Here is a 25,529-nt window from a genome sequence, read left to right as displayed (position 1 = left end):
GGGCTTCTTTTTGGGAACTTTTGCCGTGTCGCGACCGTTGCAGGAACATCCTAGCGACAATGGGCGGTGCGCATCGCCCGCACACAGGAGGCAGACATGGCAGGCTATGTGGACGAACGCGGCGATCGCGTCTCGACGAAGGATACCAACCGGACGGTCCGGGTAACCGGTATCGAGGCGCGGCAGGGTCTTCTTGGGCGTCCGGTGTTGATGGTGTTGATCGGCGGTCTGCTTTTGGCTGCCATCGCCTGGGCCGGGGTGGAGATGTTTGGTGAAGCGACCGACAATGACGGGGCGACCCAGACGCAGCAGGTTGCCCCTGCCGAGGATCAGGCAGCGCCCGCCAACCAGGGTACCGTGGACAACACGCCGACGAATGGTGAGCAGATGCAGACTGCGCCGACCGACAAGGATCCGACGCCGCAGACTGGTACGGATCGATAAACGTTGGCACGTGCTTTGCAGCCCCGCCCTGCCCGATCAGGCGGGGCGTTTGACGTGGACAAATAGTGCATTCGTTCAGGTTGAGGTTTGGCGCCTGCGAGCCCACCAAACCGATAGCCGTCGCCGCTGGCGGCGCACGAAGGCAAGATCATGCGAGAGGACGATGAAACCCAGCGGCACCATCCAGAAGCCGAGCACAGGCAGAAAGCCAAGGCAGCCACCGATAATGAGTATGCTGCCGAGCGCGATGCGAACCCCGCGCGACTGCGGCAGGCGCAAGCGCCATGTTCCCAGAATCAATTCATGCGTCTGCGGGTCGATGCCAAATTTTTTCTGCCGTCCTGCCATGAACTCCACCTGTTGGCTCGATCCCGCGTCGCGGCATCGTTGACAACGCTGAAATCGCGGCATGTGTTCGCCGGCAATCGGGATCGCGTTGCCTCCCCCACATGGGGAGTTCTCCACAGTCAGACAAGATTGTGCACTTTTTTTGAAAAATAGCTTGGCAAATCGAAAAAGCATTTGTATTAGCAGCCTCACTTCTGCAGCACACAGCGGCGCAGATGATCCCTGGTAGCTCAGCGGTAGAGCATTCGACTGTTAATCGACAGGTCGCCGGTTCGAATCCGGCCCGGGGAGCCAGATTTTGAAATAAGTGCCTGTTTTCATTGTGTTTTTGAGAACGGGCACTTATTTCCCCTCTTTTTCTCCCCACTTTATTTCCCTATCCGACCTCGGATTATAAGGTTTCGGCGTTTAGCGCTTCATTTTGGAGACCGGCGTCGGTCCCCTGCCCGATTCGTCTTCTGCAGTCATGGTCGGGAATCAAACGCCAGCTCGAACGATTTTACACATCCCACAGACCCGGCAGCCACCGGATCAGTTGACGACGTGATTCGGAACATCGTCGCCAAGACAACAAAAGGCCGCCGTCGGCTGGCCGGCGGCGTTGATCTTCCAATTCAAACTCTCATACGGGGACGTGACGAAGGCCCAGTACGGTGCCAGGACGGCGGCAGGGCCTGCACGGCGAAGCCGGCCTCGAGACAGGCAGCCACGAAAGCTTCGCGCGCAACGGCGACCGGTGTCTGCTTTAGGAGCGCAGCACGACATTTCTTGCAGGCTCGTTGGTAACGCTCTCCGCGCCGGAGTGGCCACTCGTGCTCGAGAAAGTCGATTGTGTCGTTAAGGCTCTCAAACGTGCGCTTCAGTCCGCTGGGAAAGCTAACGGTCAATGGAACGTGGAAATACATATCAGCCAGCATGGCAACCTCCTTCCAATATCAATCTGGCGCAATCGATATCGGAGCGAAAATAGCGGATTTCAAGAGCCTCGACCATTGGCTTCTCATTAACCAAAAAGCTTAGGCTGCCCGTAACCATTCAGGTGTGTGATCGTGCCGACAACCACACCGAAAGGAATATGAAATGCCGTACGGCTGGATATTCATTGGTGGCCTCGTTGCTTGTGCACTCAGTCTGTTAGCCATCGACCATGATAGGCAGGACGTGGAACGAAAGGCAGTCATTTTTCAAGACGTGACTTCTCAGTAGGCGCCAGTGGGGACGTGCTCACGCGCGGACTTCAGCAAGATAAGAGCCGCCACCCCTCTCAGGATGACGGCCAGCGATTGCTCCCTTGCGGGCGCCCGTAGGCGTTGGTGACAATCGCGCTCTGCGGGTGGTGAGGCCGCCTTGTAAAAGCCCCTTCGCCATAGAGGAGTGCGAAGGGGAAACCTGCCGGACATGCGGGAACGGCAGATGGAAACTAGTTGCTAGGCGGTAGCGCACCGGAGAACGCGCGAAGGTCGAGGTCGAGTTGCCGAGCCAACTGCACGGCCAGCCGAACCAGCAGCGCAGATTCTTCCTGCCCGTCTTCATCACCCATGCGATTTTCGAGGTTGTCGAGAAGATGCCAGAGCGTCGACGCGTCGAGCGACACATCGTCGATATGCACCTCGCGTTCCTGTTGCGGAACCACAACGCTGATATGGTGAATTTCTAAAGGCTTGCCGTTCGGATTCGGTTGGAATTTTGCGTGGACGTTCATGCCGCGTCCTCCAAACCTGATTGGAGCGCTTTGATATCCGCGCGCAGGTCATCAGCAGAATAGGCGCAGGGCATCGCTGGCATTGTGGCAAAGATGAGCAGGCCAGAAGCATAGTCTTCGCGGCTGCAAGTCATGAGGAAATCAACAATACCGGCCTCGCGCTGGATGGCCTCTTCGGATTTTATGGCTTGGCGCTGGGGTCTGGCGTGGACGTTCATGCCGCGTCCTCCATTGCAAAGAGAGGGCACGTCGGCAGGGTTTGCAGATCACGCAGGAAGGCAGAGCCCGCGCTGCAGGCGCGTTGTCTGGCGCAGGAACGGCACTTTATGACTTGCCGCCCGAGGACTTTCTGCGGCTCCGTGAATTTCGCGAATTTGGTGAGAAGTGATGCGGTGATGACGACGCGTTCGATGTCGGGGTTCATCTCACGTCCTCCGGCACCAGCAGTCCGGTCGGCACGTTGACACCCACGGCGCGCAAGACCTGTTCGGCCCGTGTAGATGGCTGCGGAGCGTCGCGCCAGTTCATGCCTTCCGGAAAGTGATAGCCGTGGGTGAACGTGTTAAGGGGCGTCGATTCGCCGTTCGGGCCGTAACCCAGTTCGATCTGCAGGAGGCGGGCTTCTATGCGGAGCCATTCAAGATACGCGAAACGCGGATCCTGCGCGTAATCCATCGGTCTTCTCGGGACCAGTCTGCGTGGCAAAGCAATTCTTTCCGTCTGCAGGGCATGGGGTCTCGTTCGCATTTTCGTGCGTCCTTGTATATGTGCTTCAATTTGAGTACGCTGTATCAATACCGAAGCATTTTCGGTACGTCAACACAAATTTGAAGCAGTGTATCGAAAATGACCCCCATGCAGAGTAAAATGGCACGCGTTGCGCTGGACCTCGGCGTGCGCGATCTCGCCAAGCTCGCTAAAGTCGCGCCGGGCACCGTGTCGCGGTTTGAGGCTGGTGTGGAGTTAAAAGAGCGCACTGTCGATGCACTACAAGCCGCCCTCGAAGCGGCCGGCATTGAATTTATCCCCGGCGGCGTCCGACTGCGGGAAGACTGACCATGCTGAAAATATTGAGTCTTCTTTTTCTCAGGCGCCCTTCCGAGCCGATTCCAGCAGATGTTGCCGAGATCAACTCCGCTCTGGAAAGGCTGCGCGCTGCAGTTAGGTCACAAGGCTCCGAGGAGTAAGCCATCGAGCGCCAGATGATCGGCGAAACGTTGACAAATTTGTAAATACGATACAGATTTGTAAATATATAATAGAACCAGCATCTTAGAGAAAATATCTAACCTAAATTCTCCTTGCGCTCCCGTACGGATTCTGTATGGTTCGCAGCACGGAACCACCACCCCCAAAACACCACCACGAGACACCACGATCGTGATCGGCACCCCTGCCGATGGCAAGACCGCATTCTTTTGGAAAGGTGAACTATGGCTTTGAAGCTTGTCGAACGCAAAGACAGCCCACACATTTGGATACGCGGAAGCGTCCGAGGCATCCACGCGTACGAATCCACGAAAACGGATAATAGAGATGCCGCGGACACCATCCGCATCCTGCGGGAGCGCGAACTTCTCGACGAAAGTATCTTCGGCAAGAAGATAAATGCGACCTTTGAGCAAGCCGCTACGGCGTACCTTGAGAGCGGTGGATCGACTCGTTTTCTGTCAAAGCTCACCGACGTGTTTGGATCCCGGCTACTTCGGAAGATCAAGCAGCATGACCTGGATGCCGCTGCACGGAATTTGTACCCTGGCACAGCGCCGGAAACGCTCAACCGACAGTGCTACACGCCGTTCATTGCTGTGTGGAACCACGCGGTCCACAACGAATGGGCCGACTTCCGCAAATGGAAACGGCCGCGAAAGGCCAAGGGCACTGTCGTCCAAAGGGTAAAGACGCGTAGCGGTGACACGCCGGTTGAATATGAAATGGCAGCCATCTTCGTGCGCAATATGTCACCCGCACCCGCTATGGTGATGACCGCGCTTTTCTATAGCGGCATGAGGCCGATCGAACTCTTTACCCTCGAGGCGAGCGACGTCGATATTGAACGACGGTGGATAGCGCTGAACCATACCAAGACAGGCGAGCCCCGCGGAGTTCCCATGCACGACCTGCTGGTGCCGCTGTTTACGTCTCTCATCAGGCGGAAGAGCAAATACCCGCAGCTATTCCAGAACTATCGTGGTCTGCCCTACCAGTTGTTCGAGAACCGAGGCGGCCAATTGAAGGGCTCGATACGGGGAACCCGAGAGCGACTGGCGAAAGCCGGGAATCCTATCGCGGACATCAGCCCATATACAGCCCGGCACACTGTCTCGACGCAGCTCGTCATCAATGGCGTGCACCCGCACATCAAGGATCAAATTCTTGGGCACGCCGTGGACGACATGAGCCGCAATTACACGAAGGTGCCGCAGGCTTCGCTGATCGAGGCTATCAACACCTTGCCGGTCCCGCAGGTTTGGAGGGAACTGGATTGGTGGAGCGATCCCCTCGCCTCAACCGGAATGCACGTGAAATGGGGGAAGAAATGACTCGACATAAAAGGGCGCTGAAGCCCATAGGCGACGTGTCAATTCTGATATCGATGAATCAAGTGGCGATGATGACCAGTATGTCGAGAACGATGGTCAATAAGTATAGGGCGAGCGGTCGCTTCCCGGATGCTGTCGATCTTGGCGACCGCCGCGTCGCCTTTGTGAAAACTGAGGTCATGGATTGGATTGAAGAAAAGATCGCAGCGAGGCGAAGCCGTGACAGGAAATAACCTCCCTCGCCTCACCAAGTAGCGTTCGGGTTCAGGGAACCCTATCACTGGCGACGAGGCCGCCTTCTCCCTCCAGGCGGGCGATCTGCTTCGCATCGGAACTGGTGAACTTGAGCCGAACGCCGATGCCACCGCCATTCTCCTCGATGAATACGGCGCCAAGATCTTGTAACGCCTTCTCGAGCGCGGCTATTACGTCAGGTTCCGGGCTATCGATCAGGCGCTCGAATATCTCGATGACGGATTCATCGACTTCCGAACGAAGGGCCAGTTTGGCTCGAGATACTTCGACGAGTGCTCTGGCCGCACGGCATTGGGAGCCTGTGATCATGATTGGCCTTTTTATTTCATGGTGGACCGCGACGCGATGTTTACGGGAAATCAACCACCATCTGACCAGGAGTTCAAGCGCCTTCTTGAAGTGCCCTCACATGGGATGGGGACAGTTGCGCTGGCATGGGGGCGCCATCGATAGGCCGTTGCCACATCGCGCCAGCCTTCTCTTGGCCGCGCGCAAGGGCGATGATCTCGTCTATGTCGGATCTGTGGGGATTGGTTGGAAGGACAGTGTCGCGCGTGCGCTGAAGCAGCAGCTAGACGAGATAGCGGAAAAGAAACCGCCTGTCCGCATTAAGGGTAGGAATGTCGTCTATGCCCGGCCTGAGCTTATCGCGGAAATCGAGTTCCGTGCATGGACCGGAGATGGAAAGCTGCGGCACGCATCCTTTAAAGGCTTGCGGGATGCGAGCGACGAAGCATCAGTCTACGAGATCACTGAGGATTAGCGTTTCGGCTATACGCCTTGACTCTCTGAGCCACCAGAACATAATTAGAACATGCTCGATGTGGAGCGGACCTTTTTCAACAGAACATACAGAGATTGTCCACAGGGTTATGCACTGGGACAGCGTACCCATGACCGAATACCAACCCCGCTACAAATGGCGCGTCACCTGGCCTGATGAAGGCGACAAGGACAGCTGGCAGACGGATTTTCAGGGATGGGATGGAGAGAGGCCGGTCGGCCGCATACGGTATGAACCGCAGGGGCCAAAGAGAGGCTTCTGGCAGTGGAGCGGCCACGGCGGGCGAGTGCGGCAAAGACTAACGCCTCACCAGGGATACGAGCCTACCGCGCGAGAGGCATCCCGCAAGGTCGAAGAATATTACAGTCAGCTGATGGCACACAACGACCTGCCGGAGGGCAAACCATGAGCGACGAAAGGACAGACACCTTCCCCGCGGCGCCAATCTATGAGCGCTGGTGCGTCCATCCCGGCTGCGCCAAGTGGGGAGCATTCGGCAAGGAACTTCGCCGGGGCCAATCCAGTTCTTGGTGCAAGGAACACTTGCCAATCGATTATTGGGATAACGACCATGGCCGCGCACTACGCATGGACGCTTAGATATCATGGTCGCCAGGACATCCTGAAGGTGACGACGATCGCAGGCTTGGAAAAAGTGCTTGCCATTCTGGAACTGCCAGGCCTTCCAAATCCGCACCTACTCACCGAGCGAGTTGTCGCGGCCCAAAGCGGAAGCTACACCCATTGCCATCGAGATGACGAACGTTGGTCACTGACCTGGACGACAATCGGCGACCCAGCCTAGCGGAACATTCTCAGCGCTGCGCTGTTCTAGGGCGAAGGAGAAGCGCCATGGACATCCCCGCGCCGAAATACCCTATCGATCATCATGCTTACAACTTCGAACTACAAGAGGCTCTGGACTTTCCGGTCCTCGACCTGATGGACCGAATCGGCGCCGCCGGCTGGAACAAGCGCGAGGCGTTCAAGGCGCTCGCTGAAGTGATCCGAAACCAATCGCTCGCCTATGAGCACGACCCAGATCCGGATGACGACCCGGCTGAATATGGTGGACCGGAAAGCGCAGACCAGCTGGTGGAAGGCTTCGTCGATGGTCGCAACTTAGGGCCATGATGTACTACAATCTAAATCGGCTCCCAAGATATTCGAGGATAAGAAAAATGATCATCGACCACTCCCCTCCGCAATACTCCATCCGCGAAAATAAAAATGGTTATTGGACAGTCTACGATATTTCCACTGGAGATTCGTTGGTCATCAACAACGTTGTTTTCGACAGCCTGAAACTGACAGAAGCTAAGCTTTTGTCGGAGCTTTTGAACGAAGAACACCTCGCCTCGTCCGACGTGACTATCCATTGAAATGAGACGCGCTGTGATGCGGTGGAAATCAACGAACGCACAGATAAGCCCGTTGAATACTCATTGCCTTGTCTGGTGTGGCCCTCTATCTGGATGGCTCCCCCAACCAGAGGTTAGTAATGAGCAATCGGAACGGGCTATACATGATCGTCGGTGCGCTGATCGTTATCGTGATCGGCTTCGGCGTCTACACCTATCGTGAAGAAACAAAGCCTGCCGGCGTTGAGATCAAAATCGGTGAAGGCGGGGTTTCTGTCGAAGAGAACTGACCATCTCCCCGACCACCCACCTCAAAACACAAAAAAAGCCCCCTCGCCGTTTCGGGCAAGGGGGCTAGGTGTGGCTACGGCCTATGATTATGGGGTGGTGGGTTGGCGGCAGCATTAGGAGCGCCAGCGTAAGCGTGATAAAGCTGGGTTGTTCAACGGTATCGCATATTCAAGGCCACTGCTTTTAAGACGATATTTTTTGACGTTTGCCCCGGTCTGCTGCTGACCGACAGACCGGGGCATTTTCGGTGGTTGGGAGCGGGGTTACGCCGCCTGCAAAATTTCCGGGTGAATTTTCGCCAATCCACCTTGAAACCGGTCGAGCCGCACCGATATCAGAAACATCCCAAAATCGTGAAAAGGAGGAATGCAATGATTGCCGACCTGTATTTTTCCGTGCCGCTTAAAGTGGCGTTCCCGAATGGCCTCACGCGCACGTTCGAGAGCTTGAACGACACCCTCGATTTTCTCGAGAACGAATGGCCGCTCCGACATGGTGAGCGCTATCGGCGTGCTTGCGAGAAATGCCGTGCCGCCCTTGCGAGGCGAACGCCCGTTGCGATCGCACGTGAGGCTTTCGTGGCCGCGTGCCTGGAGGCTGGTTTGCCTGTTGAGGCTGTTGCCCCTGCTTGGCAGCGCTCCGGATCCAGCTCATCGGGCCGCATGACCGCATAGCCGTAAATCTAAATACGAAAGAAGGATCGCAACATGACCGAGAAATCTTCTCGGCGTCCGCGCGGTGCGTCTCCGCGTGGAAACTTTGAACAATCGAAATCAGCAAGTACTGACGCCGAAACCGAAAGAATGGCGGCGCAGAAACGAAAAACTGAAGCGCTTCGCCAGCTTCGGCTGAAGGCAGAAAGGAACGCTGCCAAGTAGCCCCGACGATCAGAAAGCAATAAAAAAAACGCCGCGACCAGAAGGTTGCGGCGAAGCGTGACTTGGTAGTGAGTGCTGGCGTTGCACAAGCGTTGCATGGCCCGCTTGAGTTGAAAACCCCTAAAAATTTATGATGTTTTTAACGAAGATTAAGATGCATGTTGATCCCCTTGTATTTTAGGGGGGGAACCAAAAATGCTTAAGCTCAAAGAAGTAAAAATGCTTATTATGGCACTCAAGCAGTCTCTGCCGGCTGAAGAGCGATATGCCGTACTTACATATCTAGTTTCGATGGTGGAGCGAGAAGCGTCCGATCTCGGGAAGATATTGGCACAGGAGGAACGTGAACTGGCGCGAGCGGGGTATCAACAAGCATCTGGTTCTTGATCATCTTCCGGATCACGTCGAGCGCGTCCCTGGGCTCCGTCCCGCGACGCATCTCGGTTTTTACTCGGGCAAGCACGATCTCAGCGCCGGGGAATTGATGTCGAATCGTTGTCATCGCTAGACGTTACACCAGCGCAATCCGGATCGACACTGCTTGGGATCAGGTAGGCGGTTGAGGCGCGAGGTCAACCCCAGATCAACCCGGCCACGAATGACCAGAACGCCAAGCAGATCGCGATCGCGAAGATTAATGCCTTGATCCTGAGCGACGGCGAATATTCGCGCTCCGCACCGAACCGCTTGTGGTCCTCGGAAAATCGAGGATATTGATCTTCTTCCTTGGTCATCGGTATCCTCCAGGTTGTCACTATGACAGCAATGTGGAGTTGTGCAAGATGACGCTTAAAAATAGTCAAACGCCGTGCGGACGTGGGTCAGACCTGCGGATAGTTATGCCGCCCCGCCTGCACCGCGTCGTACCATTGCGTGATCGTCTGCACGTCGATGAGGCCCGCGTCTCGCTTGGTCGCGATATAGTCGATGATGTCTTTAAAGTCTTGCTCTAGGCAGTCGAGGCCACTGTCCACCACCACCGCGACGATCTTGTGAAAAAACAGATGACAGGTCGTGCCGGTTGCGATTGCCGTGTCGACATAGGCTTTCATGACGGCGAGTGCCCGGACGGGCCGGCCAGGCAGCCGCGTCGGGCGGATATGCCCGAAATAGGTCACTTCTGGCGCATTGGCCGTGGTGCGCGCCGTCAGGATGCCGGCGTTTGCAATCGCCGTGTCGGATGACGGCGTGTTCTCGCCGCGTGGATACGCAAAATGGAGCGCTGCCCGAGGCATCCCGTTGCTGACCAGCCAGCTCGTCACACTCTCGATTGCGGCCTGCGCCTCCGCCGTAGTTACGGCCGTCCCAACCGTGATCGCGCCCGACGCGTTGGCGCTGATCGAAACGCCCGTAACTTTGTCAAAAAGCTGATCGGTGTTGTAGGTTGACCCGTTTGGCGGACCACCAATCGTCTCGGAGACTACCTGTCCAGCAAGCTCGCCGGTGATCGTAAAACGTTTGGTGTACTCGTTTGCGCCATTGGCCGTGATGGTGATGTGACGCGGCGCATCGAGAGTGACGGAGCCGCCGGCCGCCAGCGAGCCGTTGATCGTCAGCGCCCCGGCGGTTGGGGTCTGCGAAGCGCAGATGCCAGCCGGAACCTTACTGGCAAAACCCAGATGCGCCTTGGTGTGATTGGCAATGTCCCAGCCGGCGGCATACATCTCCTGCGCGTTGGCAAGCGTCATATAGTTCGCCGTGCCGTTCAGGTCCTGGACGGCGTAGATCGTCCCGACCATGCCCTTGCTGGCCATGTAGGGATATGCGGTCGCATATTGCGAGACAAAGCCGTCATCGAAACCCAGCACGATGCGCGGACGATCCTTGGCGCCGAGCACGAGCCCGTCGAACATTGCAACGCCGTCGCCGGAATCCGAGTCAATGCGTGCCCGGATTGTCGTCATCAGATTTGCCAGCGACTCGCCGCCAGAGACGGCCATGTCCGCAAGGTTGATCGGGACGAGGTTGACGCCCTTGCTAAATCCGCCGGGGTGAATGGTCGAGGTCGAGTTGATCCACTTCGATCCGGAAAAATTGGCCGACGAGAGATAGAGCGTCACGCCCTGATTGCGGGCGTTAACGTCCGGCAGGTTGACCGCGAGGACCATCACGCCGCCGTTATGCACGTCGAGCGCGGCGGTCGTCTTGGTCGTCGTCGCATTGCCACTGGCGGCCGTCCCGGTAGTCAGCTTGACCGATGGGTTGCCGTCGATATTCCATGCGTCGGCCGCCTGCGCCGCCCCTGCCCCGCCGACCGTCCATTGGCCGATCGTGCCAAAGCTTTCGAGGAGTTTGGCTACGCTCCCCGCGCCCGCCCGTAGGGAGGTGATGTCCGCCGTCAACACCGGCTGGAATAGCGGCTCAAAAACCGGCCTAACCACTAAACGCCCCGCAGGTATGGCCAGCCACGCGCGTCAGGCGATAGGTGCCGGCAATGCTCAAGCCCAGAGCCGGGCGGGCGGGCGTCAGTTCGCCGATATCGAAATAGGCGCCGTCCTCATCCTTGAGCAGGATTCGGATGCGCGCGTCAGCGCCGGTCTGATCCTTCATCATGACGATGACGGGAGTACCGGCCGCCACGACGATGTCAGCCGAGTTCGCCGCCGTGGAGGCGGTCGCAAGAAGTTCTGTAGCCATGGTGGAGTCCTTTAGGTAGTGCGCCGCGCGGAGGGGCGCTCAAACATGCGGTCGAGGCGCTCGTGGACGCCGTCGATGCGCCCGCCGACGCCTTCGATGGCGCGGAGCAGTTGCGCGGTCTGCTCTTGCATCCCGGCCTTGGTGGCAAAGGTTTCGGCCGCGTGGAGTTTGTGGGCGGCGAGGTCTTCGATAGCCTTCTCGCCCTTGGCTGACGCCTGGGTGATCTTGCCTTCGACGCGCCACCAGACGGCCCAGCCCGCGCCGGACAGGGTGAGAAAGAAGCCGACCACGGCCATAATCTCGGCGCCGGTCATACGAGCGCCCCGATTCCGATGGCGAAACTAAAGAGGTGCCATTTCACCCAATGTTTCATGGATGCACCCCGCACAGCTTTTGTAGCTTAGAGTTTTCAGCGAGAATCTGCCGGGCCGTCTCCGCTGTTAATCCATCCGCAACGGAAGGCCGGATTGCCCGCGCCACGTCGCAATAATTACCGCTTGTCGTCACGCAGCCACTTAGCGAGACCATCGCCAACGCCACGATCATCAAGACCGTTGATTTCATTTTCGATGTCTTTCGCTTGAGTTCGTGCGGCGGCGTTGGCCTTTTCGATGGCGCGCTGGGCGTCTTCTCGACCGTCGGCGCGACCGTAAAAAAACACGCCGACAAGAACGGTCAGGACAGCGCCGGCCGCCGCGAGGTAACCCGACAAGCGGGCCCATATTGCCGTAAGCATCACCCCTCCCTCACCCGGCGCACGAAGTACCACACACCCACCGCAACGCCCGCCACAAGCGCGGCTGCGAGCGCCCACTGCAACGGCCCGCTACCAGCGGCAATCGCGCCGCCGGCCGACAGTAGCCCGCCAAGCGGACCCCACGCTTCCGGCTTCTTGAGGATTTCCGGCAGGCTCGTGTTCTTGGTGTCTGCCTGCGCATTGGCTTCTGCGGGTGCATCGACCTTCACTGGCGCGGGCCCCTTGCTGCGCGTCAGTCGAAGGGCATTGCCGACGACACCCGGCTGGTCTTTCCACTTCTTCAGTGGATCCTTGCCGGTGACCCGGATCGTCCAGCCGCGCCCGTTGGCCCGAAAGCCCTGCGCACCGCCTAGCCCGCGCAGATAAGCCATGCGGGCATCGCAATAGGCAATGATCAGCATTCGCACGCCGCCGGGATAGCCGGTCACGCCCGCAAGTGTCTGCTCGCCGATGTGTCCGTCGATCTTGCCCGCATAAACGCCGGCAGCGGCAAGCACAGTCTGCAGCGCCTTCGCGGCCCGCGTTGGACCGGAGTTAACGCCAAAATCGAACGCCGCATAATCGAGACCTGCCGGCAACACATCGCCGCCAGACTGGCCCCAATATGACCGCTGGTAAATCTTGGTAGCCTCGGCCAGCGTCAGCGCCTTGACCTCGGCAGCCGTAACAGACTTTACGCCTCGACTTGCCGCCAGCGTCTTGTGCGTGATCCCGTACTTGGTCGGGCCGCCACTGTCCGTCTTGGCATTGGAATAGCCGCCCTCATGACCAAACATAAGGTCAAGGGCGACGGGAAGGGTTTCCCGAGCCATAATGGATTCCTTTTTTATTGATGGGTGGCGCTAAAGCGCGGAGGCGCCGAACCAAAGGTCGTCAACCTGATCATCTGTTAGGCCGAGGGCGCCTGAAACATCGGCGATCAGATGGTGCCCCCTGGCGAACTCTGTCGCATATTCCCACTCAACGTTTGCAATCTCGCGGGCGGATTCGTCGGAAATCCCATCGATTGCCACTTGTACGGCCGACAAGGAAATACCGCCCTGCAGCAGGCCCAGCCGAAGCTGCCTTGCGCTCAAAACCGGATACGCCTGATAGTCGCCCTTGATCACAAGCCGCCCGGTAGGGGTGGCGACGATCTCAACAATGTCGCGCACTGCGCCTGCCGGTAGCGGGTTGGTCATGACGGGTCCGTTGTCGTCGAAAACCAACTTCGGCACTTCCGGGTCCGACCAGTCCACGACCTGCTGGCCGTAATCCCACTCGCCGACATTGATCAGGTGGCCATCGGCATCGCGCCAAACTGTGCTCATGGTCATTTCGCGATCCACCCTGTATTGCCTGTGCCAGTTTCTTTGGAATAGCGGGTCGTGCCAGCGCCGCCATCAAGGCGCACATATTCTGACCCGACCGGAGCCGTGACAGAGCCTTCAGGCGAGCCGTTGCCAATCCAGCGCCCGCCGACAGCAGAGCCAGCCACGCGCCATTCCTCGAACTTTCCGAGGTCGCCGCGATCAATGCTGAGAGGCGTATAGGCCGCATCGGACGACAACAGTGTCTGGCCGTTTCGATCCCACTGGATTCGCACCAAGCCATCGCCGTAAGCGCGTCCGCCACCAGGGACGCCACCGACGTGAGCATTTCCGTAGAGATTGATGCCAGAGCCGTTGTCGAGATTGATGCGAGGCCGAAGCTCCATGATCTCGTCAGTGCCGATAAAGCTTCCGGTGACCTCAGAATATTTGCTGTTGTCGGCGCCGTTTCGGGTGTCGTAAATCCTCCAGACATTGTCCGCAAAGGCGACCGCGTTGAGCCAAAGGCCGCGACCAGTATTCGCGATCCACGCCGAAATCTGGAAGACCGTGCCTTTGCCGAACGACACATCGCGCGCATTGTGGCCGGTGTTGACTGAGGCGCCCGGCATCTTTTGCGCAATACCGGTCTCCAACGACTTCTCGCCGGCTTGCCCGCTCGGCACTTGGATACGATAGATCACCTTGCGGCGGCGGGTGTAGTTGCCGGGGCCGCCGTAATCCGTTGTCGCATCCCATTCGCCGTCCGTAGCCGCTTTGTCGGTCAACTGCCACCAGTCGGCATCACTCGGCTCATTGCCCAGATTAGCGCCGCCGCCATCGGTCTTTCGCGTCGTGTAATTGTAGCCGCGCCATGTTACCACCGCGCCAAACTGCCGCCATGACTCTTGGATCAGCACCGAAATCCCGTCGTCATCCCAGAACGTACCCTCCGGCTCCATCTGTGATGGGAAACCCAACGTTGGGTGGTTCCCGAGTTCGGCGCGGGTGTAATCCGACCGCACATCCTCAAAGTAGACATCTCGAACGTGGTTGGCGAAGCGGTCGAAAATCTGGACGCAATGCCGGCCATACGCATCGGAGTACCCGCGCAATACAGCAACATGCCCGCCGTTGGGCGACAGGCTTAGTCCTTGGCGATAAAACAGCCCCGGCCCCGACGGCGGAACAATCGGAAGCGGGCCGTTGTAGGGGGCGGAGTTCAGTCCGTTTGCCTCCAACTCGGCGCGGCTGAAAATCATCAGATACTGTGCGGTTTCGTTGATGTCGCCGTCTTTGGTGTCGATCGCGAGAAAGGCCATCGTGTCGCCGTCCGCACCGATGGCCGCGTTGACACTGTACATGTCAGCGTAGGGATGCCCGCTCCCCTGGTAGCCAAAGACACGGTTCCCCTCGACATCATCCTGACTGGTGAGAGCCCCCTGCCATTTGACCTTGGAATATCCTTTGCCGTAGTCGATGCCGGGATAGGACGGATCACTTGGCAAGTTGACGATAAAATAGAGGTCGCCATCATCGACAAACGGCGACATGATCTGGTGACCAATATTCAGTTCTTCCGACCAGATCGTCGGGACCACCGTGGCCCCGGAATCTGAATAGTCGGCCTGAACAATCCTCTGCACCTCGGTCACGCCTGATCCGGAAATGCGTTGACGGAGGAAGAACTTTTTCACGCCCTCGACACGCGCGATCGTCATCCCTTGCGCAGTGCCTGCGGCACCTGTGAAGATTTCCGTGTTCGTCGTGCCATCATTGAAGCCCATGTCGATGACGCAGAGCTTTTTTTGGACAAGCTTTTGCGCGGTGACGATGCTCAGTTGGCCCGTTGTGATAGAGTCCTCAATCAGCCCGCCAATGTCCCGGATCAGTTGCTTATCCGGCTGCGTCGGGGCGAAGGCTGGCCCGTCGGCGTAGACTTCATTGAATTTTGTTCGAATATCGCCCACAGGATTCCCCGTTGATTTTGGAAGGTGAGTGGCGCCGTCTGATGGCGGGACGCTTACGCCGCAAGCGTCCCCGTCAGTAGCCATTCGGCGGACGATCCATCGACATTGCCGATGCATTTCGCCCGACAGCGAGTGTATTGACCGCCGGTCTTGAGCATTCCACCGCCGGAGCGGATCGTTGCGCCAGACGCTGCGGCGAAGGTAAAGTACCCCGTTCCCGCCTGGTAGAAGTCGATCTCAATATCGACCGTGGTGCCGGCCGGTAGCGTCACGGTCTGGTCGGTGGCCGAACTACTCAAAGCAATCTGGGCGCCGTTGTCGCGGGAGCCGCAGATGTAGTTTGCCACTTGAATGATGACGCCCTGCTGCCCGCTCTTGGATACCAAAAAGAGCAGCGGAGTGGCCGCATCGGTCACGAGGTAGGTCACGGACGCGCGCGGACCCAAAGTCATGTAGGCATGGCCCGTGATCTGCACGACGAAATCCGTGTTGTTGAATAGCGTGATGCGCTGTCCCGCCCGCACATTGGTCTTGTCAATCGTTAGAGCACCGCTAAAGCCGATGCAGTCGGCGGTTGGTGTCAGAGCGATTATCAGATTATCGTCGAGATGCCCGCCGATGACGATCGCGCCGCCGGCGTCCGGCGATTGCGTCGTGTAGCGCGATCGCCGGACAGAGCTTCCGTAGCGGATTTCACCCTTGACCTTCGTGTTTGTAAAGACGGTCGGTGAAGCGCCAAAGGGGAACGCGGATGAGCCCTGATTAAAGCTATTGGTGCCGATGACCGTGACATCGAGTTCTATATCAGCGGTGCGAACGGATGCGCCAATGACTTTCAGCAGATTAGCCAAGACTGCCGATCCGCCCAGGATTGTGATGTTCCCGCGGATTTTCATGCTGTCGGTGGCGACGCCGAAGATGTACAGGTTTGACAGCCCGGTAGCAGCCCGCAGATCAAAAACCAGATTGTTGAGGTAGAGTTCAGTCCCGTCGTCGGAAATCTCGAAGATTTGACCGATCTGCGAGCCGTCGCCCGAGACCTTGATAGTGGAGCTCTGAATAGTCAGCTTGGCGGTCTTTCCAGACGCACATGCGGTGCTGATGACGTTTGGTGTCAGGCAGTCCACAACCTCTAGCAAACTGTCGGAGATCACCGCTTCGCAATTCTGCAAGGTTGAACTGTCGCCAGGACCGAAGGATATCGGGTATTTCCTCGCGCCCCGCACGACGCCTTGGAAAAAGCCACCTTCGATCGTGCGAAGCGCCACGCCCGTCTGGCAACCATCGATGACCACGCCTTCAGCGCGGACATTCTTGCCACGCAACTGCACGCCGGAGCCTCCAGAGTTGGCGCCAGCGTAGCCATTCAAGACAGTGATACCGGAAAAAACGACACCGTCAGCCTCGTCGTGCGTGTCAAAACCGGCGTTCGAGCATCCGATCGCCGCGCCGCCATTGACCGCAAGGCCGCGTGTCTTGCCGTACCGATGCAGATTACGGCCCGTCTGGTTGGCCGCGATGACGTAACTATCGGTCGTCACCAGATGGCGCAGGTTGCTACCGGTGATGTTGGTGATCACGGTGGCCTCACAGCCGACCAGATCAACGCCATAGCCAAAATTATTATTGCCGGGATCGTTGTGATGGTTGGCGCCTTCAAGCCCGCTGATGCGCGCGCCATAACATCCGACCAGTTGCACACCGACCGCCAGCGAGCGCGGCGTGGTCAGGCCGGACAGGTGGCAGTGCGTCAGGCCCTCCAGCTTGATGATCGGCGCAGCGTTGAGCTGGGTGAGAGCGTCGTCAAAATCGCCGCGCCCGTTGATGATATCGACGCGGGCATCCTTGAGCGCAAAGACCCGCACATTGGTCGTGTATGTATCCTTGAGTTTGGCGGTCAGCGTGATCGACGATCCCGAGCTATCCAGCCCGACGACGGCGATCTCGCCCTTGCGCACGCGCAGGCTGCCGGAGTTGTGCTTGCCGCCGTCGATATCGTCGTCGCTGACGATCTTGACGAGATCGCCACGCTTGACGGTCTGACTGGCCGGGAGATTAATGACGTCGGTGCTGTTGTTGCTCGCCGTGTTTCCGGCCTCGGCAAGATTGACCGCATCGGAGCGCGTGATCGTATCAACGTCGCTGACCCATTTAGGCAGCGCGTAGAAATTCAGGACCGGTGCGCTGCCAGCCAGCAGCAGCTTGCTGTAGACGTTGAGGTCGAGCACAAAATGATCGCCATCGTCCAGTTCTTTTGCGTATTCCGGCATTGTGCCGGGCGGGAAGGAGGCCTGATGGCGGCTGGATGCAAACAGGCTGTCAAGCCCATCTTCAAAATCGTTGCTGCCGAAATACGAAATCGGCACGGTGGCGCCGAAACCCTGCACCACGACCTTGAAAACGAGGGAGCCGCTTTCCTTGCGGTAGCGCGTCCGGGCATCTCCGCGCGTCTCGTCCTCGATGACTTCAACGATCTGGAGATTGGGAAGGCCTGATACTGCGGCGTCTGCATCCGACTTGCTGTCATAGAATGCTACGTTCCCAGAGGCCTGCGCGGCGGCAAGCGCGTCTTCCGCCGATGCCTGCGCGGAGTCAGCCGACGCATCGGCCTGATCGGCGGATGCGAGAGCGGCAGCCTTCGACGACGCTGCAGATGCCTCGGACGCTTCGGCACTCTCTTTCGCTTCGATGGCATCCTCGGCCGCTGCTGCTGCGTCGTCTGCGTGAGCGGCGGCCACATCCGCCGGCAGGTCGCTTTGCTTTACAAATGCGCCGGAGACGAGTTCATAGACGCCCCGGCGGCTCTCGATGGAATCCAGCAGCACCCATCCGATGTCGCCCTCCTCGTAGTCTCCAGCGACAGCGAGCAGTGACGCGCGATCGGCCTTGATGGCTTGCGGCGTGATGCCGTTGATGAGCGCAGCCGTAGCGGACTCGATACCGGTGCCCCAGACCCGGATTTCCTCCTTGTCAGGCTGCGCTGGATTGAGTGTAGGGCCGTCCTCCCAGACTTGGCGTGCAGTTACCATGGTGCGGCTCTCCAATGAAAAGAAAAAGCCCGCGCGAGGCGGGCGTAAGGATGGTTACGTGACGACAAACGACCCCGTGGCAACCGCCGCGCTTTGAACGCCAGAGGCGTTGATCGAGCGGATAAACCCGTACCGCGTGCCCGCCGAAATGCCGGTCACAACGCGCGAATCCGCAGCCGATGGCGCCCCGTATTCAGGAGGCGAAACAGGCGTTGCGCCCGTGACCGTGTTGGTTGTGTTCCAAAACAGCCGAGCGCCTGCGTAGTTATCGCTTGCTGGAGCCGTCCAGTTGAACGTGGCTTGTCCAACGCCGCCCGTTGCCGAAGCACCAGTCACAACGCCCGGCGCATCAGGATCAACCGTCGAGGACACGTCCGCCGTTACCGACCAGTCGGAATATCGACCTTTAGTCACCTTGAAAGCGACTTCGATTTCGATTTCAGAATCGACCGGAACCGGATTGGTGTTGAGGTCGATGTACCCACCGGATGGTGTGGCCGCAGGAAACTCCTGCTCTATCCACGCCCCCGGCGACCCGGAGCCTGTATCCGCAACCCGATATCGCACAACCGGCGTCAACGAGTCGTCTTCAGGATCGATGATAACGACGCGGATGTAGACCGACGGCCCGCTTGGTTTTGCCTGCACCAGATTGATGACAGGAACGACAAGTGTGCCGGGGTCGGTAGCATTCGGGACCGGCGGCTGCTGTCCCTCGTCCTCGGATGGATCCCAATCGTCGATGTTGTCGGGATGCTTGATGATGTCCATCTGGAAACCACCACGCATCAGCGCCAAAATCGACCGCCGGTTTTCGACAACCGCACCGTTCATCGACGGAATACGGTTTGGCGTCACCAGCCGCACCCAACGCGCATAAATGGCGTTGATGCCCGAAAGGCGAACATCGATCGAGCCGCGCTTTTTTTGCTGAATCCGGCGCCAGTCACGAATGCCAAGGCGGCGAGCCTGTCGCCATTGGTGGCACCAACCGTAATCTGCTTCCTGCCGCAAGATACGCCCGGCCGTAACCTGCGCGTCTACATCCTCGAAAAAATCCGTATCGCTGGTCGTGTAGTCTGTCGCCGGGTAGGTAAAGCGAGGGACAAGTTGATTGACCTCCTCTTCCGGCAGCACGTCATACTGAATCTGATGTCCGACGATGTCGGCGTCAGTCAGTTCAGCGACAAGTTCTTCGCGAAATTTGCCAACCGTAAACAGCAGGGCGCCATCGCCGCGTTCGCAAATCCAGCCGTCGCAGGCGGAAAGAATGGAGTTGGTGCCAGCCTTTGGGCCGTTCTCCGCAGAGTCCCAGCCGTTACACTCGTAGCGTTTTTCTGTCCCGCCACCATTGAGCGGCACGTCCTCGTCGCAAACGTCGGCCTCTTCCTTCCACATGTCGAGCACGGGAAGAATGGCCTTGGTATAGTCGCGGCGATGGCCGAACTCGTTAAAGCACTGGTGCCAGCACATGATGAGCGCGGCGTTTTTCGAATGCTCCCAGGTCGTCGGGTCTTCCGGATCCTGTGCCGGGTCGCGATAGTCCCAAACGGCAGCCAAGTCGGCCTCGACGGAAATCCGCGGCGGGCCGTATGGGAAGGCCTTGGACTGGTTTTCAGCGCCGGCATTCTGCGCAACCATGGCCACGGACGCCTGCCCGTCGCCGCGGTGATTGGTCGTCCAGAAGTCTTGCAGCGGGTCTTCTGTGCTCTCGACCAAAAGGTCGATGAAGTCTGTGTATGGTGTTTCCGGGTTGGCGCCCAACCGGCTCCACAGCCAGACACGGCCAGGGCCGTAGCGCCCGCGCACTTCCGGCGTCTGCCCTTCGGCGTCGATGTCCTCCGGGTCGATAACGTCGTCGTGCAGAAAATAGCGGCGAATCTGGCTGATCTGGTGCCCGCAAACCGCCTGCACCGCGAACAGGTTCGAGCCGACCGCATCATAAAACATCAACGCGCCGGCAATGCGGGTCGTCCCCACGCCCCATGTCCGATACGGGATCGGCTGCGCAAGTGGTGCGCGCCCGTCTTCCGGCTTCGGCGGCTTCGGCGCCATAATGGCCTGCAGGCCGATCGAAAGCGCGGTCGTTGCAATGGCCGATGCGATGGACGCATAGGAGATGGTCGCCGCGCCGATGGAAAAGCCGCCGGAGCCGAGGATCGCCGTAAAAAGCGGGGTGAAGATTGGGTCGAACACGACCGGGGAATAAAGAAAGGTGGAATGCTCAAGACCGTAGCGCTGCATCATCAAGCGGCGGTGAATGCTCAACTCGGAAACCTCCACGCGGTCACGAGTTCAGCCCTCTTCGCGACCACGCGGCCGGGAGAAAGCATCGCCCACGTCTTGCTGAAATTGATTGCCGCGATCTCGGTAGGCTGCCCGTCAGGGCGCACGACGCCGATGTCGCCGACGGATGGTGTGTCGGTACGGGCAAAGCCGAGCGGCAGCAGATGAGAGTCGATGAATGCGACGAGTCCGCCGGCCTGCTTCAGGATGCGGTGCGCGCCAAGTTCGGTGGAGTACGTGCCGCGCAGACTGGCCGCAGGATCGATACCGATGCGCTCACGAACCCATGAGGCGCACCAGGTCGTGCAGTCGTCACCGACCACCCCGCCCCACTCGAACAAGTGCGGCAAGGCGAGAAACTCTCGCAATTCCATGGGGCGTCCTTGAGTGCTGCAGGCGGCAGTGCGCTAGAAGTTCGGCCAGGCAGGATCGACGCCGCGCGCAAGGCGGGCGGTCGCGTCACAAAAGCGGTCAGTCGGTGAAAAGGCTTTCTGCTGCGCGGCGGACCACGTGGACCGTGCCGCCCGTGAGCGGGTGCTTTCGCCGGCAACGACGCTCAAGGAGAGTGTCAGTGTTGCGCTCTGCGTTCCTTGCACAGCCGCGCTCGACTCGCCGATATGGCTTGCCGAGCCGGTCCAGATCGGAATGACATCCGACATTGGCTGGAAATATTCGTCGAGCGTCGTCAGACCCATCTGCACGGCGCAACCGCGCACCGCAGGAAGGCTGTCGAGCATCTTCGCGCCCGTGGCGGGATCGACGCCTGAAATCGTAAATTCGACCGAGTCCGACGTGCCGTTGACCAGCACCTCGAGCGTCGGAACGCCCACAAGTCGCCCGCCGCCAAGATAGACCGTGCCGTCTGGGTCGATGCTGTCAAACCCGATCGGCACGTCATTGACGCCCATCCAAAGATGCAGCGCCGGGTCGGTGTCGATACGAAGGAAGATGCCCAGTTGGTGGCTTTGACCGAGGGCGGCAACGACGTTGTCGGGAACCCATCCCATCTTGATTCCTGACATGAAAAAGGCCGCTCGATGGCGGCCAAGATGGTGGGGGTGGAGTGGTGCCGGCGGCTAAAAAGCCTCCACAAACTGCAGCGTCTGCTGCGTCACGAAAAACGCCTCGACTACGGATGGCAGGGTAAAGCCGGTCGGGAATTTGCCCACGAAGCGAGGGCGGGCAAACTCGACGCGCGTGTCGGCAGATACCGCTTCACGAAGCGGAAGCGAAAGCGCCAAGGTGTAATCCTTGTAGGTGCGCGTGGCGCCGCTCTTGACCTCGGTCCCTTCGGCGGATTTCGAAATGACTTCCCAAAAGCGATAAGCTCGCCAACCCTTGGTAGGGTGATAGATCGAAAACCATTCAGACCACCGCAAGTCACGCGCGGCGTCGTAAAGCCTGATCTTGAGAATGCCGGCATTCAGCGCCGCGCTTTCCGTCACCTCGGCCCATACCGTCGCCTGGCTATAGCCAGAGCCATCGCTGTGATAGCTGCCGTCGGAATGTTGGATGCCGGAAAAAATCGGGGTCGGAAGCCCGTTGATGGTCGGAAACGGCCCGAACCAATCGGTAATGATCGGAACGTTGATAAACCGGAACGACCCGTTCAACCGGGCGCCGAGAAAGTTGATGTATTCTAGCTGCTCTTTGTCCTTGATCAGGCATTGCTCGTAGGTGGCGGTCACAATGCCGCCACCTGCCATTTCCATGCTGACGGACTCGCCGTTGCCGTTGCGCCCACCCTCAATCGCCGACCCCTGCACGTCAAAAGTCGCCTTTGGAGCGTGCAGAAAGTTCGCCTCGAGGGTCGGCATATTGAGGTAGCCGGCCATCATGTTCCTTCCGGCTGGTTAGCCTTTTTGCGCGGCGTATCGCTGCTGCATCAACCCAACGCCACCGCGCCGGTCGTTGTCGTTCTTCTCGGCCAACGCAGCCGCCACGCCCTGCCGCACTAGCTCGCGCACGTGCGGGTCGCCGGACGCGCCTTGAATTTGGACAACCATGGACGAAGGGCTGTTTTGGTTGGATGCCGCTGGTGCGCGCCCGTTGAGGCGGGGAGCGACGGGTGCATGAACCTTGCGGATGGCATGGTTCGGAATGATCTTCGCACCCTTGGGTGCGTTGATAATCTCCGGCCCGTCTTCACCGACCCATGTCGGGCCGCCGGACCATCTGTCTGTGCCTTTTGCATTGGCTCCAACGCCTAAAAACGCGCTCAAGGTCGTGTTCGGCTTGAACGAAGACGAAAAGAGTGACGCAAAACCACCGAGGCCACCACCACCCAACCCGGCGCCAGCGCCGAAGTTCTGTGTGATTGCAGCGAGGCCGTTATTCAGTCCACCAAGGCCCTTCGTGGCTTCACCGGCAACATTGCCCATCTTCGTGACGTTCGTCTCGAACATCTTGACGTAAGTATTGCCAGACGTCCCAAGGATGTCTTGGCCCATACCGCCTCTGCCGACGGACCCTGGCCCGCCGAACCAAGCCTGTGCCGCGCCCGATGGACCGTATTTCTCAGCGTAGCCGCCGAACTTATGAGCAAAGATCGAGTCCTGCGCGCCCTTGTCGGCCAAAAACTCGGAAGCCGTCATCGACCTACCAAGCGCCTCTTTCGACCACGGGCCGATGTTGTTGCCCATAACCTGATAGGCACCATAGGCGCGATCGCCATTACGCGTGACTGGCCCGAGGGCGCCGTAATTGCCTCCGCTCTCGATTGCCTGGATGGCCTTGGCATAGGTTCCGATGTCGCCAGCAGCCGGCAGCGCCGACCGCGTAACGGCCCCAACGGGGGCCGCAAACGAACTAGCCGCACTCGCAACCGCACCGACTGGCGCCCCCGTCGACCCACCCGACATCAGTGCCCCAAACACCTGCTTCAAAATGCCGGAAATTTGCGTCTGCGCGGAATCCAGCAAGGCATTCAGAACAACCTGGCCGAGCTTCTTGCCGATGTCCTCGCCACCGCTCAAAAGCGCGCCGGTCAGGTTGTCGATGAAGGCGTCGGATGCGCTCGTTATTTCGTCAAGCTGGAGTTGGCGACGGATGTCGCCAGCATTTTTGCCGCCAAGGTCTTCCGGCAGGCCGTACTGGCGAAGCGCCTGCTTTACCTGCCTGTCTTGGTCGGAAAGACCACGCATAGCGGAGGCGTCTAGCAGGTCCTGCTGAAGCTTGGCCTGCGCCAATGCCTCCGAATACTTGCCGTAAGCCGCGACCTTCTCTTCGATCGCCGCCTTCTGTTCTGGCGAAAGCGACCGTCCCTTGTCCTCGGACTGCTGAAGCAAATCCAGCCGGAAGCGCGCCGCATCTGTGGCGGCGCCGTATTCGCCCGTAAGCTCAGTTTCAAGGCGCAACTGGTTGATGCGGTCGTCAGCGGATTTGAGCAGATCGCGGTAGGCGTTCTTTGCCTTTTCAGCAGCGGTTTCGGCTTTTTGGGATGCCTTGTCAGGCTCGTCGCCGAGTTGGACCGGCTTCTGGCCGGGGACGCCGGGGACGGTTAGTTTGCCGTCGCTGTTGATGACGGTCGGATTCTGGTTGGAAATGCGACGCTTCGCAGCGTTGAACTGGTCATCAGCCAGCGTTACGTCGGCTTCGGTTTTCGCTGCCCGCAGAGCCTCACCGTAGGCTTTTGCGGCCTGTTCCATATCCGATAAGCGCGTCGGCGAGATATTAGAAAGCTGATCGACAGCTTTAGTGAAGGCCTCAATATGCTTGGCCTGCGTTGCTGCAGCACTGCCGATGCCCTCAATCGTCTTAATCAGGGGGTCAAGTTTGCTCTGCGCATCGATACCGGATTTGGCAGCCTCGCGGATCTCCTTGATCAATTTCTTGATGTTCTCAGGCGTTCCGGACTGGTTCTCGATCTCGATAAGGCGCTCGATGAAAGCCCTTAGATCGGGATTACCCTTTGCGATGCTCGCGTCGAGCGCCGCAATCGCCGACTGGACATCACCAATGGTTTTCGTTGCGCCCTGGTAGTCGCTAGCCGGTATGGATAAAAGTGGAGACTTTGCGTCTCTCGCCGAGTCTGCTACCGATTGCTTGTAAAGATCAATCGAATCCTTCACGTCCTGTTGAAGGATTTTCTTGCTCTCGGAAGCGTAATTTTTGAGACTGGCTGTAGCTTCGGGCCAAGCTTCTTTGATGCGCCTGATAAGGTCGGAATGGTTTTTCAGAGCCTCTTCCGCTTTCGACGTCTCCTTAGACGTTCCAGCGAAATACTGAGCGGCAGCAACGCCGCCAGCAATGATGCCGATCGTGGCCAGCGAAACCGGACTGACGATCGACATAAAAGCCGCGCCAAGGCTCTTCACAGCACCAGCCGCGCCCATGGGGCCGAGCACCGCGGAAATCTGCGTGCCCTGCTGGAGGGCAATCTGGAGCGGGCTCATGCCCATCGCAGCCGTGACGCCGATATCCTGAAACTGTGCAGCCAGATTGGCGGTGTTGAATTTCTCAGCACCAAAACCGCGAGCCCGCGCACTCGTTGGCGTATCCTTCAACGCCGCATTTCGCCCCTTAATGGCCGCAGTCGAAGCCAGGGCGGCCTGCCGCTCCTTCGTGATGGCGGCGGTCATCTCGGTTGCGGAGATCGCGCCTAGAGCGTGTGCGCGCCTGATATCCGAAACGGCCGACTTGTAATTGTTGATCGTCGCAAACAGCGGATTATAGCGAGCACGAAGGCGCTCAAGCTCTTTCCCCTGATCTGCTAGCGCGCCAGTCCATTCCTGCGCGCCTTTGGTGCCAATGCCCACCATCTTGTCGATGCGGGTCTGTAGGGCGGTGGTCATCGAATTATCGATGCCCTTGCCCATCTTGTCGAATTGCTTTTCGACCTTGCCGGATGTCGACGCGATGTCATCGCCAAGGCGTTTCAACGCACGGCGAACCGTCGCCATGTCGGTGCTGATGGAAATAATCAGGTCGTCGGACTTCTCAGCCATCAGCAATAT

At 58.8% G+C, this 25,529-nt stretch carries 34 protein-coding genes and 1 tRNA gene; 14 read left to right on the top strand and 21 right to left on the bottom strand.

What is annotated here, in order from left to right; translation table 11 throughout:
• The first annotated feature begins 96 nt into the window (after positions 1-96).
• Positions 97-444 carry a hypothetical protein gene (locus ACST81_RS13695; protein WP_438748467.1) on the top strand — a complete coding sequence of 116 codons (348 nt, stop codon included), beginning with the start codon at positions 97-99 and terminating at the stop codon, positions 442-444.
• Positions 445-519: 75 nt separating this feature from the next.
• Here the strand turns inward: ACST81_RS13695 and ACST81_RS13690 are convergent, their stop codons facing one another.
• Positions 520-792, bottom strand: a complete 273-nt coding sequence (locus ACST81_RS13690) for a hypothetical protein (RefSeq protein WP_438748465.1) — start codon at positions 790-792, stop codon at positions 520-522.
• 219 nt (positions 793-1,011) lie between these two features.
• Here ACST81_RS13690 and ACST81_RS13685 point away from each other — a divergent pair.
• Positions 1,012-1,086, top strand: a tRNA-Asn gene (locus ACST81_RS13685).
• Between the two features lie 320 nt (positions 1,087-1,406).
• On the opposite strand, the gene ACST81_RS13680 is transcribed toward ACST81_RS13685, so the two are convergent.
• The 5 genes from ACST81_RS13680 to ACST81_RS13660 all read right to left on the bottom strand — a co-directional run bounded on the left by ACST81_RS13680 (position 1,407) and on the right by ACST81_RS13660 (position 3,169).
• Complete coding sequence (locus tag ACST81_RS13680) at positions 1,407-1,709, bottom strand: DUF982 domain-containing protein (protein WP_438748463.1); 303 nt, start codon at positions 1,707-1,709, stop codon at positions 1,407-1,409.
• 503 nt (positions 1,710-2,212) lie between these two features.
• Positions 2,213-2,494, bottom strand: coding sequence for a hypothetical protein (locus ACST81_RS13675; protein ID WP_438748462.1), 282 nt, complete (start codon positions 2,492-2,494; stop codon positions 2,213-2,215).
• Complete coding sequence (locus ACST81_RS13670; protein ID WP_438748460.1) at positions 2,491-2,712, bottom strand: hypothetical protein; 222 nt, start codon at positions 2,710-2,712, stop codon at positions 2,491-2,493. The genes ACST81_RS13675 and ACST81_RS13670 overlap by 4 nt, the downstream gene beginning before the upstream one ends.
• Positions 2,709-2,918, bottom strand: a complete 210-nt coding sequence (locus ACST81_RS13665; RefSeq protein WP_438748458.1) for a hypothetical protein — start codon at positions 2,916-2,918, stop codon at positions 2,709-2,711. The genes ACST81_RS13670 and ACST81_RS13665 overlap by 4 nt, the downstream gene beginning before the upstream one ends.
• Entirely contained in the window at positions 2,915-3,169 is a 255-nt protein-coding gene (locus ACST81_RS13660; RefSeq protein ID WP_438748456.1) for a hypothetical protein, read from the bottom strand. Before ACST81_RS13660 ends, ACST81_RS13665 begins: the two co-directional genes overlap by 4 nt.
• A 192-nt stretch (positions 3,170-3,361) precedes the next feature.
• On the opposite strand from ACST81_RS13660, the gene ACST81_RS13655 reads away from it, so the two are divergent.
• From ACST81_RS13655 to ACST81_RS13645, 3 genes are all read left to right on the top strand, one after another.
• A complete protein-coding gene (locus ACST81_RS13655) occupies positions 3,362-3,550 on the top strand; it encodes a transcriptional regulator (protein WP_438748454.1) in 189 nt (62 codons plus the stop codon).
• A gap of 377 nt (positions 3,551-3,927) precedes the next feature.
• Positions 3,928-5,037 carry a tyrosine-type recombinase/integrase gene (locus tag ACST81_RS13650; RefSeq protein ID WP_438748452.1) on the top strand — a complete coding sequence of 370 codons (1,110 nt, stop codon included), beginning with the start codon at positions 3,928-3,930 and terminating at the stop codon, positions 5,035-5,037.
• A complete protein-coding gene (locus ACST81_RS13645) occupies positions 5,022-5,270 on the top strand; it encodes a helix-turn-helix transcriptional regulator (protein WP_438748450.1) in 249 nt (82 codons plus the stop codon). The genes ACST81_RS13650 and ACST81_RS13645 overlap by 16 nt, the downstream gene beginning before the upstream one ends.
• A gap of 31 nt (positions 5,271-5,301) precedes the next feature.
• On the opposite strand, the gene ACST81_RS13640 is transcribed toward ACST81_RS13645, so the two are convergent.
• Positions 5,302-5,601: an XRE family transcriptional regulator gene (locus ACST81_RS13640; protein ID WP_438748448.1), complete on the bottom strand. Its 300-nt coding sequence runs from the start codon at positions 5,599-5,601 to the stop codon at positions 5,302-5,304.
• Between ACST81_RS13640 and ACST81_RS13635 the strand changes: the two genes are divergently transcribed.
• The 9 genes from ACST81_RS13635 (at position 5,600) to ACST81_RS13595 (ending at position 8,993) form a co-directional block, all read left to right on the top strand.
• Entirely contained in the window at positions 5,600-6,055 is a 456-nt protein-coding gene (locus ACST81_RS13635) for a hypothetical protein (RefSeq protein ID WP_438748445.1), read from the top strand. The genes ACST81_RS13640 and ACST81_RS13635 overlap by 2 nt on opposite strands.
• A 130-nt stretch (positions 6,056-6,185) precedes the next feature.
• Positions 6,186-6,485 (top strand): hypothetical protein, encoded by a 300-nt coding sequence (locus ACST81_RS13630; protein ID WP_438748444.1) that lies wholly within the window; start codon positions 6,186-6,188, stop codon positions 6,483-6,485.
• Positions 6,486-6,647: 162 nt separating this feature from the next.
• Positions 6,648-6,881, top strand: coding sequence for a hypothetical protein (locus ACST81_RS13625; protein ID WP_438748442.1), 234 nt, complete (start codon positions 6,648-6,650; stop codon positions 6,879-6,881).
• Between the two features lie 47 nt (positions 6,882-6,928).
• Positions 6,929-7,210: a hypothetical protein gene (locus ACST81_RS13620; RefSeq protein ID WP_438748441.1), complete on the top strand. Its 282-nt coding sequence runs from the start codon at positions 6,929-6,931 to the stop codon at positions 7,208-7,210.
• Between the two features lie 47 nt (positions 7,211-7,257).
• Entirely contained in the window at positions 7,258-7,458 is a 201-nt protein-coding gene (locus ACST81_RS13615; RefSeq protein WP_438748438.1) for a hypothetical protein, read from the top strand.
• A 143-nt stretch (positions 7,459-7,601) separates the two neighbouring features.
• Entirely contained in the window at positions 7,602-7,727 is a 126-nt protein-coding gene (locus ACST81_RS13610) for a hypothetical protein (protein WP_438753793.1), read from the top strand.
• 372 nt (positions 7,728-8,099) lie between these two features.
• Positions 8,100-8,402, top strand: a complete 303-nt coding sequence (locus tag ACST81_RS13605) for a DUF982 domain-containing protein (RefSeq protein WP_438748436.1) — start codon at positions 8,100-8,102, stop codon at positions 8,400-8,402.
• Positions 8,403-8,435: 33 nt separating this feature from the next.
• Positions 8,436-8,606, top strand: coding sequence for a hypothetical protein (locus ACST81_RS13600; protein WP_438748434.1), 171 nt, complete (start codon positions 8,436-8,438; stop codon positions 8,604-8,606).
• A 195-nt stretch (positions 8,607-8,801) separates the two neighbouring features.
• A complete protein-coding gene (locus tag ACST81_RS13595) occupies positions 8,802-8,993 on the top strand; it encodes a hypothetical protein (protein WP_438748431.1) in 192 nt (63 codons plus the stop codon).
• A gap of 185 nt (positions 8,994-9,178) precedes the next feature.
• On the opposite strand, the gene ACST81_RS13590 is transcribed toward ACST81_RS13595, so the two are convergent.
• From ACST81_RS13590 to ACST81_RS13525, 14 genes are all read right to left on the bottom strand, one after another.
• A complete protein-coding gene (locus tag ACST81_RS13590; RefSeq protein WP_438748430.1) occupies positions 9,179-9,340 on the bottom strand; it encodes a hypothetical protein in 162 nt (53 codons plus the stop codon).
• 87 nt (positions 9,341-9,427) lie between these two features.
• A complete protein-coding gene (locus tag ACST81_RS13585) occupies positions 9,428-10,987 on the bottom strand; it encodes a polysaccharide deacetylase family protein (RefSeq protein WP_438748429.1) in 1,560 nt (519 codons plus the stop codon).
• A complete protein-coding gene (locus ACST81_RS13580; protein ID WP_438748428.1) occupies positions 10,980-11,243 on the bottom strand; it encodes a hypothetical protein in 264 nt (87 codons plus the stop codon). The genes ACST81_RS13585 and ACST81_RS13580 overlap by 8 nt, the downstream gene beginning before the upstream one ends.
• Positions 11,244-11,254: 11 nt before the next feature.
• Complete coding sequence (locus ACST81_RS13575; protein ID WP_438748426.1) at positions 11,255-11,557, bottom strand: hypothetical protein; 303 nt, start codon at positions 11,555-11,557, stop codon at positions 11,255-11,257.
• 176 nt (positions 11,558-11,733) lie between these two features.
• The gene (locus tag ACST81_RS13570) at positions 11,734-11,979 is read right to left on the bottom strand and encodes a hypothetical protein (protein WP_438748424.1); all 246 of its coding nucleotides are present in this window, start codon (positions 11,977-11,979) and stop codon (positions 11,734-11,736) included.
• Complete coding sequence (locus tag ACST81_RS13565) at positions 11,979-12,812, bottom strand: glycoside hydrolase family 108 protein (RefSeq protein WP_438748423.1); 834 nt, start codon at positions 12,810-12,812, stop codon at positions 11,979-11,981. The genes ACST81_RS13570 and ACST81_RS13565 overlap by 1 nt, the downstream gene beginning before the upstream one ends.
• A 30-nt stretch (positions 12,813-12,842) precedes the next feature.
• The gene (locus ACST81_RS13560; RefSeq protein ID WP_438748421.1) at positions 12,843-13,316 is read right to left on the bottom strand and encodes a hypothetical protein; all 474 of its coding nucleotides are present in this window, start codon (positions 13,314-13,316) and stop codon (positions 12,843-12,845) included.
• The gene (locus ACST81_RS13555) at positions 13,313-15,259 is read right to left on the bottom strand and encodes a hypothetical protein (RefSeq protein WP_438748420.1); all 1,947 of its coding nucleotides are present in this window, start codon (positions 15,257-15,259) and stop codon (positions 13,313-13,315) included. Before ACST81_RS13555 ends, ACST81_RS13560 begins: the two co-directional genes overlap by 4 nt.
• Positions 15,260-15,312: 53 nt before the next feature.
• The gene (locus ACST81_RS13550) at positions 15,313-18,288 is read right to left on the bottom strand and encodes a hypothetical protein (protein ID WP_438748418.1); all 2,976 of its coding nucleotides are present in this window, start codon (positions 18,286-18,288) and stop codon (positions 15,313-15,315) included.
• 54 nt (positions 18,289-18,342) lie between these two features.
• Positions 18,343-20,556, bottom strand: coding sequence for a hypothetical protein (locus ACST81_RS13545; protein ID WP_438748417.1), 2,214 nt, complete (start codon positions 20,554-20,556; stop codon positions 18,343-18,345).
• A complete protein-coding gene (locus ACST81_RS13540) occupies positions 20,553-20,948 on the bottom strand; it encodes a DUF6950 family protein (protein WP_438748415.1) in 396 nt (131 codons plus the stop codon). The genes ACST81_RS13545 and ACST81_RS13540 overlap by 4 nt, the downstream gene beginning before the upstream one ends.
• A 33-nt stretch (positions 20,949-20,981) precedes the next feature.
• Positions 20,982-21,581 (bottom strand): hypothetical protein, encoded by a 600-nt coding sequence (locus ACST81_RS13535; RefSeq protein ID WP_438748414.1) that lies wholly within the window; start codon positions 21,579-21,581, stop codon positions 20,982-20,984.
• A gap of 69 nt (positions 21,582-21,650) precedes the next feature.
• Complete coding sequence (locus tag ACST81_RS13530) at positions 21,651-22,409, bottom strand: hypothetical protein (RefSeq protein WP_438753554.1); 759 nt, start codon at positions 22,407-22,409, stop codon at positions 21,651-21,653.
• A gap of 18 nt (positions 22,410-22,427) precedes the next feature.
• Positions 22,428-25,520, bottom strand: a complete 3,093-nt coding sequence (locus tag ACST81_RS13525) for a phage tail length tape measure family protein (RefSeq protein ID WP_438748413.1) — start codon at positions 25,518-25,520, stop codon at positions 22,428-22,430.
• Positions 25,521-25,529 lie beyond the last annotated feature (9 nt).

The sequence above is a fragment of the Pararhizobium sp. O133 genome (assembly GCF_051669845.1).
GTDB lineage: Bacteria > Pseudomonadota > Alphaproteobacteria > Rhizobiales > Rhizobiaceae > Pararhizobium.
Note: the sequence above shows the minus strand (reverse complement) of the source record. Positions and strands in the feature narration are given on the sequence as shown.